Origin of the sequence: Marinobacter sp. (assembly GCF_041690455.1) — a bacterium.
In the GTDB taxonomy this organism is placed as follows: Bacteria; Pseudomonadota; Gammaproteobacteria; order Pseudomonadales; family Oleiphilaceae; genus Marinobacter.
The window spans coordinates 23411-36650 of the sequence record NZ_JAWLHI010000019.1; the positions used below are offsets into that span (position 1 = coordinate 23411).

The 13240-nt window shown below is 59.5% G+C and carries 14 protein-coding genes; 7 read left to right on the top strand and 7 right to left on the bottom strand.

Annotated elements, in window-relative coordinates; translation table 11 throughout:
- Positions 1-2 precede the first annotated feature (2 nt).
- Positions 3-407, bottom strand: coding sequence for an acyl-CoA thioesterase (locus ACESMW_RS06460; protein ID WP_092003211.1), 405 nt, complete (start codon positions 405-407; stop codon positions 3-5).
- A 195-nt stretch (positions 408-602) separates the two neighbouring features.
- Between ACESMW_RS06460 and ACESMW_RS06465 the strand changes: the two genes are divergently transcribed.
- The 5 genes from ACESMW_RS06465 (at position 603) to phoU (ending at position 6107) form a co-directional block, all read left to right on the top strand.
- The gene (locus tag ACESMW_RS06465) at positions 603-1655 is read left to right on the top strand and encodes a substrate-binding domain-containing protein (RefSeq protein ID WP_372986240.1); all 1053 of its coding nucleotides are present in this window, start codon (positions 603-605) and stop codon (positions 1653-1655) included.
- Between the two features lie 141 nt (positions 1656-1796).
- A complete protein-coding gene (gene pstC / locus ACESMW_RS06470) occupies positions 1797-3185 on the top strand; it encodes a phosphate ABC transporter permease subunit PstC (protein WP_372986241.1) in 1389 nt (462 codons plus the stop codon).
- A complete protein-coding gene (pstA, locus tag ACESMW_RS06475) occupies positions 3178-4452 on the top strand; it encodes a phosphate ABC transporter permease PstA (protein WP_092003221.1) in 1275 nt (424 codons plus the stop codon). Before pstC ends, pstA begins: the two co-directional genes overlap by 8 nt.
- A gap of 11 nt (positions 4453-4463) precedes the next feature.
- Positions 4464-5351: a phosphate ABC transporter ATP-binding protein PstB gene (gene pstB / locus ACESMW_RS06480; RefSeq protein ID WP_372986242.1), complete on the top strand. Its 888-nt coding sequence runs from the start codon at positions 4464-4466 to the stop codon at positions 5349-5351.
- A 33-nt stretch (positions 5352-5384) separates the two neighbouring features.
- The gene (gene phoU, locus ACESMW_RS06485) at positions 5385-6107 is read left to right on the top strand and encodes a phosphate signaling complex protein PhoU (protein WP_372986243.1); all 723 of its coding nucleotides are present in this window, start codon (positions 5385-5387) and stop codon (positions 6105-6107) included.
- A gap of 87 nt (positions 6108-6194) precedes the next feature.
- Here the strand turns inward: phoU and ACESMW_RS06490 are convergent, their stop codons facing one another.
- From ACESMW_RS06490 to mnmH, 5 genes are all read right to left on the bottom strand, one after another.
- A complete protein-coding gene (locus ACESMW_RS06490) occupies positions 6195-6560 on the bottom strand; it encodes a histidine triad nucleotide-binding protein (RefSeq protein ID WP_372986244.1) in 366 nt (121 codons plus the stop codon).
- Positions 6561-6593: 33 nt separating this feature from the next.
- Positions 6594-7889 (bottom strand): FAD-dependent monooxygenase, encoded by a 1296-nt coding sequence (locus ACESMW_RS06495; RefSeq protein WP_372986245.1) that lies wholly within the window; start codon positions 7887-7889, stop codon positions 6594-6596.
- 81 nt (positions 7890-7970) lie between these two features.
- The gene (locus ACESMW_RS06500; RefSeq protein ID WP_092003236.1) at positions 7971-8525 is read right to left on the bottom strand and encodes an aminoacyl-tRNA deacylase; all 555 of its coding nucleotides are present in this window, start codon (positions 8523-8525) and stop codon (positions 7971-7973) included.
- Positions 8526-8694: 169 nt separating this feature from the next.
- On the bottom strand, positions 8695-9528 hold the full coding sequence (locus ACESMW_RS06505; RefSeq protein WP_372986246.1) for a mechanosensitive ion channel family protein: 834 nt from the start codon (positions 9526-9528) through the stop codon (positions 8695-8697).
- Positions 9529-9672: 144 nt separating this feature from the next.
- Positions 9673-10776: a tRNA 2-selenouridine(34) synthase MnmH gene (mnmH, locus tag ACESMW_RS06510; protein WP_372986247.1), complete on the bottom strand. Its 1104-nt coding sequence runs from the start codon at positions 10774-10776 to the stop codon at positions 9673-9675.
- A gap of 133 nt (positions 10777-10909) precedes the next feature.
- Here mnmH and ACESMW_RS06515 point away from each other — a divergent pair, with 133 nt between their 5' ends.
- Positions 10910-11569: a 50S ribosomal protein L11 methyltransferase gene (locus ACESMW_RS06515; RefSeq protein WP_372986248.1), complete on the top strand. Its 660-nt coding sequence runs from the start codon at positions 10910-10912 to the stop codon at positions 11567-11569.
- 409 nt (positions 11570-11978) lie between these two features.
- On the opposite strand, the gene ACESMW_RS06520 is transcribed toward ACESMW_RS06515, so the two are convergent.
- Positions 11979-12383 carry a VanZ family protein gene (locus ACESMW_RS06520; protein ID WP_372986249.1) on the bottom strand — a complete coding sequence of 135 codons (405 nt, stop codon included), beginning with the start codon at positions 12381-12383 and terminating at the stop codon, positions 11979-11981.
- Between the two features lie 97 nt (positions 12384-12480).
- Between ACESMW_RS06520 and cysZ the strand changes: the two genes are divergently transcribed.
- On the top strand, positions 12481-13230 hold the full coding sequence (cysZ, locus tag ACESMW_RS06525; RefSeq protein WP_372986264.1) for a sulfate transporter CysZ: 750 nt from the start codon (positions 12481-12483) through the stop codon (positions 13228-13230).
- Positions 13231-13240 lie beyond the last annotated feature (10 nt).

Sequence of the window (13240 nt, forward strand, 5' to 3'; positions counted from 1 at the left end):
GGTCAGAGGCCCTGCTCGGGCACCTCCCGGATCCGGCCATGTTCATCGATGGCCACGTAGACAAACAGCCCCTCGGTGACTTTCCTGGGGTTCTTCGCAGTACGGTCCAGGGTCCAGACCTCGACATTGATCTTCATGGAGCTACGTCCGATATCTACCAGCTCACAGTAACAGCCCACCTGGGAGCCTACCCGCAATGGCGACAGGAACTCCATGCGGTCCATGGCAACCGTGGCGTTGCGGCCCTGGGAAATGCGCCCTGCCATGGTGGCAGCGGCGATATCCATCTGCTTGACCAGCCAGCCCGCGAAGACATCGCCATTGGCGTTGGTATCAACGGGAAGGGGAATTACCTGAAGGGTGAGCTCACCCCGGGGTGCGGGTCTGTCATCGTCAAAAGCCGTCATGGAGCCTGCCTTTATAAGTGCTGGAATTGTTTTAACCCCGCATGTTAATGGCCTGAACGCATGCTGCAAGAAAATTTGCACGATGACGACTATATTTCAATAGTTGTAACAAAGCTGTCACAGAGACCTCCTAGGATGCACTCATCGGTAAAGCACATCCGACACAACGTCCTAACCAAATAATGGAGACTTGACGTGATGAAACTGAACAAAGCATTCGCCACCGTTGCACTGGCTGGCTCTGTTGCTGCCATGTCTGCACCGGCCATGGCCCGTGACACCATCAGCATCGTGGGCTCCTCCACTGTTTATCCGTTCGCTACCGTGGTAGCCGAGCGTTTCGGCACCAAGACTGACTTCGCCACCCCGAAGCTGGAATCCACCGGTTCCGGCGGAGGTCTGAAACTGTTCTGTCAGGGCATTGGTACCCAACACCCGGACATCACCAATGCTTCCCGTCGTATGAAGCCTTCCGAGTTCGACCTTTGCCAGGGTAACGGTGTCACCGACATCACCGAGTTCCGTATCGGTTCTGACGGCATCGTGATCGCCAGCTCCAAGAAAGCTGATAACCTGGATATCACCCTCGAGCAACTGTTCCTGGCCCTGGGTAAGGAAGTACCGAACCCGGAGAACGAGAAGGAACTGATCCCGAACCCGTACAAGACCTGGAGCGAGATTGATTCTGACCTGCCGAACGTTGCCATTCGTGTAATGGGTCCGCCTCCGACTTCCGGTACCCGTGACTCCTTCAACGAGCTGGCCCTGCAGGGTGGCTGTGAAGATTTGCCCGCCGTCGCTGACATGAGCGAAGACGATATGGAAGCCGTTTGCCAGAGCATCCGTGAAGATGGCGCCTTCATCGAAGCGGGTGAGAACGACAACCTGATCGTGCAGAAGCTGATTGATGACAGCGGCATGTACGGTGTGTTCGGTTACAGCTTCCTGGAAGAGAACGCTGACCGTCTGCAGGCCGCGACCCTGAACGGCAAGGTGCCGACCGCTGAAGCGATCGCTGCCGATGATTACCCGGTTGCCCGTTCCCTGTTCTTCTACGTGAAGAAAGCCCACATCGGTGTTATCCCGGGCATGGAAGAGTACGTTGAGGAGTTTGTCAGCCCGGCTGCCATGGGTCCCAACGGTTACCTCAAGAGCGTTGGCCTGATTGTTCCGCCGCGTGATGCTCTGATGGACCTGCAGGACAAGGCAGCCAACATGCCGAACCTGCAGAAAAAAGAGTTGATGTAAACCAGTTACACAAACAAGTAACTGACAAGGGTGCGAGTCCTCACGGGCTCGCACCCTTTCGTACGTAAAAAGCACCAAGTGCGAAACTCACTTTAAGTCTTTACACTTGTTGCCTATTTGAAGCGTCAGACAGGATAATTCATGCAACCTGCCAATCTCCTTCTACTGACCCTGGTCCTGGCCGTCGTCGCATACGGTTTGGGCTATGCCCGGTCCCGGGCGCTGGCGATGCCCCTGGGCGGGATCCGTCATCTCAAGTCCCTGCCATTCTATTACGGCGCCCGAGCAGCCCTGTGGTGCGGGATCCCCGCGCTGATTGTGCTGGCATTGTGGGCGGCATTCCAGGGCAAGGTCATTCAGATGCTGGTGATCGGCTCCCTGCCGCCGGAAATGATTCCCGCGGATGAAGGCAACGCGAGTCTGTTGTTGAGCAAGATCAGCAATGTGGCCAGTGGCGCTTTGCCCCCGGGTTTTGTTGAAGCCCCGATCGCGGAAGCAGCCGAGCGGTTGAAGGCTTTGCGGGGCCAGAGCCGGATGCTGATGTCCGCCCTGGTGATTTCGGTAGCGGTGCTGGCCGGCTTCCTTGGCTGGCTGCGTATACGTCCGAGGATCAACGCCCGGGAACAGGTGGAGTCCATTCTGAAGTGGTTGTTCTTTGCCTGTGCCGCGTTGGCCATTCTGACCACCCTCGGCATCATCTTCTCGGTTGCTTTCGAGACTTTCCGATTCTTCGAGAAGATCTCGTTTTTCGAGTTTTTCTTCGGTACCAGCTGGAGTCCTCAAACGGCGTTGAGGGCGGATCAGATTGCCGCCGAGGGTGCATTCGGCATGATACCGCTGTTTACCGGTACCCTGCTGATTTCTGCCATCGCGATGCTGGTGGCGGTGCCGGTGGGACTGCTCTCGGCGATCTATCTGTCCGAGTATGCCAACAAGCGGGTACGCAGCATCGTGAAACCATTACTGGAGATGCTGGCCGGTATTCCCACCGTTGTTTATGGCTTCTTTGCAGCCCTGACCGTGGCGCCATTCATCAGTAACCTGGCAGCTTCGCTCGGAATTGAAGCCTCGTCCCAGAGCGCCCTGGCTGCCGGCGGCGTAATGGGCATCATGATCATTCCTTTCGTTTCGTCGCTATCGGATGACGTCATCAACGCGGTGCCCCAGTCCCTGAGGGATGGCTCACTCGCCCTGGGTGCCACCCAGTCGGAAACCATGAAGAAGGTCATTTTCCCGGCGGCGCTGCCGGGCATCATGGGGGGTATCCTGCTGGCGGTATCACGTGCCATTGGCGAGACCATGATCGTGGTGATGGCAGCTGGCCTGGCGGCGAACCTTACCGCCAACCCCCTGGAAACTGTCACCACCGTGACTGTGCAGATCGTGACATTGCTCACCGGTGACCAGGAATTCGACAGCGCCAAGACACTGGCCGCCTTTGCTCTGGGTGCCATGCTGTTCCTGGCCACGCTGCTGCTGAACGTGATCGCCCTGAAAATTGTACGTAAATATCGGGAACAGTATGACTGACCAACGCTCTCAGGCGGAGATCGTCCGCCAGTCACTCAAGCGCCGCTATCGCAAGGAACGTCGTTTCCGGGCCTACGGCATCGCGGCAATCGCGGTAGCCCTCGCCGCCCTGGTGATCCTGTTTGCCGACATCATCGGCAAGGGCTATACCGGGTTCATGAAGACGACCCTGACGATGGAAGTCCAGATTGATGGCGAAATGATGTATCTGGACGACGCTACGGACGAGCGCCAACTGAAAATGGCGGATTTCGTCGAGCCTCTCGTTCAGGCTTTGATCCGGGAGATTCCATCCGCAACGGAAGCCGATCGGGATGCGGTGCGCGATCTCATCAATCCGTACGCCTCGGTGACGCTGAGGGATCGACTGAAGGAAAATCCGGAGTGGCTGAACACCACCCGGACCATGACGTTCCTGGCCCATACGGACGTGGATGTCTACGCCAAGCATGCTGGCGACGAGGCCTATTCCATCAAGCTGAGCGAACAGCAGCAAGCATGGGTGGATCAGTTGCAGGAAGACGGTGTGGTGGAGACCTCGTTCAACGATGTCTTTTTCCAGAACGGTGACTCCCGGGACCCTTCCAAAGCCGGTATTCTTGGCGCCGTGGTGGGTTCCCTGCTGACCATGTTCGTGACCCTGATCCTGTCGTTCCCGATCGGTGTGGCGGCAGCCATCTACCTGGAAGAGTTCGCGCCCCAGAACAAGCTCACCGATTTCATCGAGGTGAACATCAACAACCTGGCGGCGGTACCGTCCATTATCTTCGGTCTGCTGGGTCTGGCCGTGTTTATCAACCTGTTCGGCATGCCCCGTTCGGTGCCGGTGGTGGGTGGTCTGGTGCTGACTCTGATGACCCTGCCGACCATCATCATTTCCAGCCGGGCGGCGATCAAGAGTGTGCCGCCGTCGATTCGCGAGGCTGCAGAAGGTATCGGAGCTTCCAAGATGCAGGTAGTCCTGCACCACGTGTTGCCACTGGCGATGCCGGGCATGCTGACCGGCTCCATCATTGGTATGGCTCAGGCGCTGGGCGAAACCGCGCCACTGCTGCTAATCGGCATGGTGGCGTTCATCGTGGATGTACCGGATGGCTTCTTTGACTCGGCCACGGTGCTGCCGGTGCAGGTCTTCCTGTGGGCGGGCAGTCCGGAACTTGCCTTTATCGAACGCGCGTCGGCAGCGATTATGGTGCTGTTGACCTTCCTGATCAGTATGAATGCATTGGCCATCTGGATGCGCAAGCGTCTTGAGCGCAGGTGGTAAGGAGAATCTCCATGAATACCCTGAATACAACGGTAACCAGTGAAGCTGAAATGCCTGAAGAAAATGTTGTTCCTGTCCAGGAAGAGAAGCCGGCGGAAACCGTGATCGAGGAGGGCAAGACAGTGGGTCGTCCCTTCTCGGACGATGCCAAGTTCAAACTACGCAATGTCGAGGTGTTCTACGGCCAGGACCGCGCCATCAAGAACATCAGCCTGGACATCGCCCGCAATGAGGTGATTGCTTTTATCGGACCGTCCGGTTGTGGCAAGTCCACCTTCCTGCGGTGTCTGAACCGGATGAACGACAGTATCGATATCTGTCGGGTCAAAGGCTCGCTGCACCTGGATGACCAGGATATCTACGATCCCAAGCGGGACGTGGTAGAACTGCGCGCCCGGGTGGGTATGGTGTTCCAGAAGCCCAACCCGTTCCCGAAGTCGATCTATGACAACGTGGCTTACGGTCCCAGGATTCATGGCCTGGCCAACCGGAAATCGGACCTGGACGAGATCGTCGAGAACAGCCTGCGCAAGGCGGGCCTTTGGGATGAGGTGAAAGATCGCCTGGATGCCACCGCGACCGGTATGTCCGGTGGCCAGCAGCAGCGTCTCTGCATTGCCCGGGCCATTGCGGTCAGTCCGGAAGTGGTGCTGATGGACGAACCCTGCTCAGCGCTGGACCCCATTGCCACTGCCAAGGTCGAAGAGCTGATTGCCGAGCTGTCCGAGAGCTACACCATTGTGATCGTGACCCACTCCATGCAGCAGGCGGCCCGGGTATCCCATCGCACCGCCTATTTCCACCTCGGCCACCTGGTGGAAGTGAACGAGACCAACAAGGTATTCACCTCGCCGGAACATGAACTGACCGAATCCTACATCACCGGTCGCTTCGGCTGATTCCGGAACCGGGGAATTTTGGAGAAAGATAGTATGCCTACAAAGAAGGACGATGTTTACGGAGATCATATCTCCCACAAGTTCAACGACGAGCTCATGGAGCTCAAGACCGAGTTCCTGAAAATGGGCGGTATGGTCGAAGCCCAGGTGGAGAATGCCATCCAGGCCCTGGTGGACGGCGACGGCCACCTGGCCGAGCAGATCCGCGCCAAGGACAAACAGGTCGACAAGATGGAGATGGATCTGGACGAGGAAGCGACCCTGATCATCGCCCGTCGCCAGCCCACCGCCCGGGACCTGCGACTGGTCATATCCGTGATCAAGATGGTGGCGGACCTTGAGCGGGTCGGCGATGAAGCCAAGAAGATTGCCAAGCTGGCCATCAAGCTGTCCGAGGAAGGCCAGGCGCCGCGGGGCTATGTGGAAGTGCGCCACATCGGCACCCACGTCCTCGGCATGCTGCACGACTCCCTGGATGCCTTCGCCCGGCTCGATTCCGAGCAGGCGCTGCGCATCATGAAGGAAGACAAGCGGGTGGACGAGGAATACCAGGCTGCAGCCCGCACCCTGCTGACTTTCATGATGGAAGATACCCGGAACATCTCCCGGTGCATGTCGGTGATGTGGGTGCTCCGAGCCCTGGAGCGGGTGGGTGACCACGCCTGCAACATCGCCGAGAACGTGATCTTCATGGTCAAGGGCGAAGATGTGCGCCACACGCCGGTGGAAGAAGCCGAGCGGGTGGTTGGTCGCTGACTCGGAGTTTGCTCCCAGGTCGGGGTCAGATGAAAGCTTTCATCTGACCCCGTCTTCACGCTTTTGACCCCGTCTTCATGCCAGCCCTCAGGCCTGCTTCATCTTGTCGGTATACGGCGGCCAGCCAAAGGGCTTGCCGGCCAGCAGGTGCAGATGGATATGGAACACGGTCTGCCCGGCATTCTCCCCGCAGTTCATGACCGTCCGGTAACCATCCTCGGCAAAACCCATCTCCTTCGCCAGCTTGCTGGCCACGTAATACAGGTGCCCCACCAGCTCCCGGTCACCTTCCTCGATCTCGTTGATGGAGGCAATCGCCTTCTTGGGAATCACCAGCAGGTGCACTGGCGCCTGGGGATTGATGTCCCTGAACGCCAGGCTGATATCGTCCTCGTAGACGATATCGGCGGGGATTTCGCGGTTAATGATCTTGGAAAAAATCGTCTCTGACATGGTGGCTCCTTGTTTGTTTTCAGTCGTGATCTTTCAAAGCCGGCCCAGGCCGGGTAACCGTTCGGCAAGCTGCTTCAGGACCGCCGGTAACTGGTCGTCAATGCCCATGGCGTAACGGGCAACCCGGTTGCGGGCAAAGGGCAGGGCGCGGGCGGTTCCCAGGCCCAGGTTGCGCAGCAGGTGGACCGGCGGGATGCGGTTGCTGAACAGATGGTAGAACAGATCCATGGTCATCATCATCCGCCGGTTAGCAGGTCGGCGTTCCTGCTCGTAGCGGGCCAGCCAGTGCGGATTGGCGGGATCGCCATCGGCACGGAGGGCTTCCCGGATCATGGTCTGAAGGCTCCGGGCATCCTGGAATCCGAGATTCACACCCTGGCCTGCCAGCGGGTTGATGGTGTGGGCTGCATCGCCCGCCAGAACCATTCTCCCGGCAAAATAATGCTTGGCGTGCTGGCGGGCAATGGAAAAGCTGGCCCGGGCATCAATGTGGGTCAGTACCGGAAGATTTTCGGGAAAGGCGCTCTGGATCTCGGCCATCAGGGCCTCGTCATCCAGGCTTTTCAGGCGTGCCAGCTGCTCGGGGGCATCGTACCAGACCAGTGACGCCCAGCTTTCCCCGGGGGAGGCTTCGCCGGCACTGTGCAGTGGCAGGAAGGCCCGGGGGCCGGAGGGGTAGAAGCCCTGCCAGGTGATGTCCTCCACCGGCCCTCGGTAACGCACCGAAATGACCATGGCCTGCTGGCCGTACTGGTCCCGGGTGACCCCGATCCCGGCCATATCGCGGATGCGGGATTGGGCGCCATCGGCACCGATCACCAGTCTGGCACTCAGGGTCTGGCCATCTTCCAGGGTGATCGTCGCCTGATCCTCATCCTGGGCCACACTGGCAACACCGGAACCCGCCATAATGGAAACACCCGGCTCGGACTCGGCCGCCTGCCAGAGTGCCTGCTGGGTGACGGAGTTTTCCACGATGTGCCCCAGATGCGGAGCGCCCAGATCCATGGCATCGAAGGTCACTTCCGTCAACCGACGTGGCACCAGGCTGCTGAGAGGGTGCGGAGTCTCGTCCCAGACCGCCAGGCGACGGTAGGGGGTGGTCCGCATGTCGAGAATACGGGACCAGGCGCCCAGGCTGGCCAGGTAGCGTTCGCTGCCAACGCTCAGGGCGGATACCCGGATATCGGGGGCTGCTTCGGGTTTGAATGGGGGCGCAGAGGCCCGGTCGATCACCGCGACCGAGAGACCTTCACGGCCCAGTCCGGTGGCAAGTGCGGCACCGACCATGCCGGCGCCAACAATGACAATATCAAATGCTTGGGTCATAGCGGGTTCCTGTCTGATGCCGTCAGTTTACGCGATGGAGGCATTCAGACAAGCGACCCGGATCAACCCGGGGCCGGGTTGTCAGTAGCCGGCGGCTCCGGACACCCGTTCCTCGTCCAGCTCCCGGTGCCGGCGGCGTTTCACCAGCCAGGCCGGTTTGCGGGCGCCGGGTTTCACGAAGCCCTGATTCAGTACCATCGGCTGCACCAGGTTCAGGAAGTCCGAGGTCTTCATGTGCACCGATTCGGTATGGCTGCCGGCCGCAAAGGCCAGCTCCGGTTGCTCCGTCAGCGATTCGGCGCAATAGACGGTCATGCCAAACAGGTTGCCGAACGGCGGCATGGCACCCACTTCGCAGTCCGGGAAACGATCCTGGAATTCCTGTTCATCGGCCAGGTCGACAAAATCGGTATCCAGAATCTGTGACAGGCGGTCCCAGCGGATACGCCAGGTGGCGGGCATCACCAGCATGGCCATCTTGCCATCGAGTTCGATGATAACGGTCTTGACGACGCGGTCGCCTGCAATCTTGACGTGGTGGGCCAGTTCCTGGGCCGTGAACGCCGGGGGGTGGGACAGGCACATGTATTCCACACCTGCCTGGTCGAGGTAATCCTTCAACTGCTGTACCGGCATAGTGACAACCTCCTACCAGCAATGACAGCGTCCCGGAGCCATTGGGCGTCGAGGAACCTGGCTCCGCCGGGGTTCGTCAGGGTGCCGGTTCAACACCCTGCCTTTACTGCTCATCTTAGTTGAGGTTACGCAGTTTGCGAGTAACCGGATGTATCAATTGCGATACGGTTCACTCGGTTTTATACAGATGGACGTCGCGCTGGGGGAACGGGATGCTGATGCCCTCCGCGTCGAAGGCCTTCTTCACGCGCTCCTGCATATCCCAGTAGAACGGCCACAGGTCCCCGGACTTGGTCCAGGCGCGGACGGTCAGGTCGACGGAGCTTTCCCCCAGGGCGCCCACCACGATCAGCGGTTCCGGATCTTTTAGCGTCCTTTCGTCTTCCTCGATCAGGCGCTTGCAGATGTCCTTGGCCTTGTCGATATCGTCGGCATAGCCGATACCGAAGGTCATGTCACAACGACGGGTCTCGTAGGCACTGAGGTTGGTCAGGCTGGCGTTGGCCAGCTGGCCGTTCGGGATGACGATCCGGCGGTTATCGAAGGTATCGACGATGGTGTAGAGAATGGTGATCTCACGCACCGAGCCGAGGTAACCCTGGGCATCAATCGCATCGCCAACCTTGAAGGGCTTGAAGATCAGGATCAGGACGCCGCCGGCGAAATTCGCGAGGCTGCCCTGCAGGGCCAGGCCGACTGCCAGACCGGCAGCACCGATAATGGCAATGAAGGAGGTGGTGGCAATGCCCACCATGGAGGCCACGGAGATCAGCAGCAGGATCTTGAGGATCGCCCCGATCAGGCCGCAGAGGAACTTGTTGAGGGTGGGGTCTTTCTGGCTGAGCTTGGCATCAAGTACGCCTATCAGCTTGTTGATCAGCCACATACCGATCACCAGGGTGATGATCGCCAGCACCACCTTGGGAGCGTAGGTCATCACCAGGGCGATTGCCTGATCCAGCAGTTCGGATGCGCGCCCGTTGGCGCCAATGAGGTCTTCCATCAAGGGGCTCCTTGTTCCTTAGAGTTTTTCAGAGTGAGTTCAGGCTTCGAAAAAAGCTGATAAAACCGGTACCTTCCAGCCTTGTTTATAGCAGACATTTGCGTCAGCCGTATAACAGCGGGGAAAACCGGTAAGGCCGGAGATTTACGCAGGCCGGGCCAGGTTGGCTTGCTCGGTGATTACCTCGGGGCCTCCACGGACAAGAATCCGCCCCTCTTTCCGGTTGAGCTGGTAGTCGTACATGGGGTCGTAGTAGTCGGTCAGGAGCGCTTCGATCCAGGCATCATGGCCGTGCAGGTCACCCTGCTGTTCCTGGGCCAACAGTGCAGCTTCCATCAGCGCCCGGAGTTGCTTATGGCGCTCGCCTCCGAGGCGTTTGCGGATGCGGTCCATGGCGGACAACAGGTAGTCGCTGAAGTTCAGCCAGCCGGCCTCCTCGCCATCCCGGGCCACGTAGTCGGCATGCATGTCTTCCACGTAGTCCTTGCGGATGATGGCGACACGTTCTTCCATGGGTTGCTCCAGCACCAGCAAAGGGGCACTGGCCATGCGTTCCCGCAGACTTTCGGGCAGGGCACAGCGACCAATCAGGCGGCTCTCGTCTTCCAGGTAAATCGGGCCGCCAGTCAGGTGATGGGCTTTGAGCATGGCCACCGACAGGCGGTTCTCGAAATCGATCTGGGAAGGCTGGGGTGTGACCCGGCGGCCGAAACTCGAGCCACGATGGTTGGCCAGGCCCTCCAGGTCCACCGGGTTGAGCAGCTGATGCAGGACCCGGGTTTTGCCGGTACCGGTGCGGCCACTGAGCACCCGGAATTCGCTCTTTTCAATGAACTCCTCAAGGCTGTCGATCAGAAACCGGCGCAGGGCCTTGTAGCCGCCCTTGACCAGCGGGTAGTCGATGCCCGAGTCCCTGATCCACTGTTGGGTCAGGCGGGAGCGTAGTCCGCCACGAAAGCAGAACAGGTAACCGTCCGGATGGCGGGCAACAAACCGCTTCCAGGCCTCGATGCGCTGGGCCTTGATGTCGCCGGAGACCAGCTGGTGCCCCAGCTCAATGGCCTTGTCCTGGCCTTTTTCCTTGTAGCAGATCCCGACCCGGTGCCGTTCCTCATCGTTCATCAGTGGCGCATTCTCGGCACTGGGAAAGCTGCCTCTGGCAAACTCCACCGGTGCCCGGACGTCCATCAGTGGCACGTCATTGAGGAACAGTGACAGGTAGTCGTCGGTGTCGGGTCGGGTCGCCATTGCACGGACCTGGAGGTTGAAAATGTGAGGCGAGAGTATAACGGATCCGGCGTCTTTCTGACCATCGGCCGCTGTCTCCGGGCCTTCGGGCGGGTACAATAGCCGGCCTTTTGAATCCGGAACTGGAGGGGAAATGTCACCGGAACGGTTGAACGAGCACTTGCGCAAGACCCTGAGTCGAGGGCGAGTGGCAGAGACCCGGCCCTCGAGCTGTCCGGCAATTCCCCTGTACCTGTTTGACCCGGCAGTACTGGAAGGCCCCCTGTCCCATGACGAGGCCCAGGCGGTGGTGGCGGAACCCGCCTACTGGTCGTTCTGCTGGGCCAGCGGCCAGGTGCTGGCCCGGTGGATTCTGGAGCATCAGGAAGTTGTCCGGGGTAAGGTGGTGCTGGACTTCGGAACCGGGTCGGGTGTGGTTGCGGTGGCGGCCGCGCTGGCCGGTGCGGCGCGGGTGATCGCTTGTGACCTGGATCCGGCGGCGCTGGATGCTGCTGCCGCAAATGCCGCGCTCAACGGTGTGATGCTGGAGTTTTGCAATGACTGGAACCGGCGCCCCGAGGGCATTGATCTGGTGACCGCGGCAGACGTGCTCTACGATCCGGAAAATCGCCCTCTACTGGAGGTATTTCTGGCGGCGGCGCCAGAGGTTCTGCTGGCGGATTCCCGGGTCAGGAATCTCGGTAACGACTGTTATGAAAAACAGGCAGTGATCGAAGCCAGAACCTGGCCGGATCTCAACGAATTCGAGGAATTCAACAGGGTGAGGATCTATCGGGCGAAAGCCGGGGGCTGAAAAAACAAAGGGTGGCCATTGGCCACCCTTTCGGAACAGGTCGGCGCGTCCATGCGCTGGGGCAACTGCCTTGTTGCTGGTCCCTGGTCTCCGCTCCCTGGCGCCAGCATCCTGGCCGGCTTTCCGATTAATTATCCCTTAAGCGAGGCGTCCCTGTGTCCCTGCCTCTCCCCGCGCTCCATGCCGGGGTGCATCCGATGCGTCGTCCACTTCCTTGTCATCCCTGACGAAATCACTATAGCAAGGGAACGTTGACAAACGTTTGACGGGAGAGAGTTTTGCCTTTGAAATGCTGTATCACATCCGGGCTGGTTCAATCAGATCAATGGGTTAACGCGCAATGAAGCGGCGTTCCGATACCTTCGCACCCATTGATGCTGAAAGCTCGCACAGCAATGTAGGAAATATCTCACAAGGATTCGGGCGAATCTCTCAAATCCAACTTTCCGGCCCTGGGCAGTCCCGGCCACGGCAGCAGGCCAATGGCGATGCCAATGCCATCGGCAAGCAGGTCTTTCAGTGAAAAATCCCGGTAGGGCAGGGTCGCCTGCACCAGTTCAATGGCCAGGCCGAACAGCAACAGTGCCGGCACGTACCAGAGTGCCCGCAGTTCCGGCCAGGCCAGACGGGTCAGGATGGTCAGCTCGAGAAACGCGATCAGGTGGTTGATCTTGTCGCTGGGGGTGGATGGCATGGGGTAGCGGGTGTCCATGGTGGCCAGGATCACGATGGCGGTGAGGGACACGGCCAGTGCTACCCGCCAGAGTGTCCGGTTGTGAAGCAGGGCCTGACCGAGTTGTTTCAATGATGCCATGGGGAGTTTCCGAGAGTCCTTCCGGGCTGTGGGATATTTTCCAACATGATATGCTTTGCGCCCCGTCACTGTCATTGAAGCGGAGGATCAGCCAGCCATGCTCAAGGGTAACTTTTTTCGCGGACTGGGTTACCTGGGGGAGGGTTTCCGCCTGATTCGACAGCCCGGCCTGCGCCTGTTCGTCGTCATCCCCATTGTTATAAACATCTTCCTGTTCGGCATCATGTTCTATTTCATGGCCGAGGGCTTTGCGGCGCTGATTGCCATGGCCATGGGATTCCTGCCGGACTGGACCTGGCTGCAGGCCCTCGACTGGCTGTTCTGGATTCTGTACGGCGCGGTGATCCTGCTGATGCTCGCCTACGGGTTCGTCATTGTCGCCAACCTGATCGGTTCCCCGTTCTACGGCTACCTGGCCGAGCTTACCGAGAAGCACCTGACCGGCCAGGAAATCAATACCGATGACAGCTGGGCGCTGATTATCAAGGACATTCCCCGCGCCCTGTGGCGGGAGGTCCAGAAGATCCTGTATTACCTGCCCCGCGCCATCGGCCTTTTCATCATCGGTCTTATTCCCGTGGTCAACCTGGTGGCGGCGGTGCTTTGGTTCCTGTTCAACTGCTGGATGATGGCCCTGCAATATGTGGACTTTCCGGCGGATAACCACAAGGTCAGCTTTCCCGCCCTGCGCCGGCTGTTGGGTGACACCCGGCTTTCGGCCCTCGGGTTTGGGTTGCCGGTGGCGCTGGCGGCGATGGTGCCGGTGCTGAACCTGGTGGTGGTGCCGGCGGCGGTTTGCGGCGCCACCGCTTATTGGGTGCGGGAAAACGGCCCGGCTCTCAAATAAGTTCTGCAAA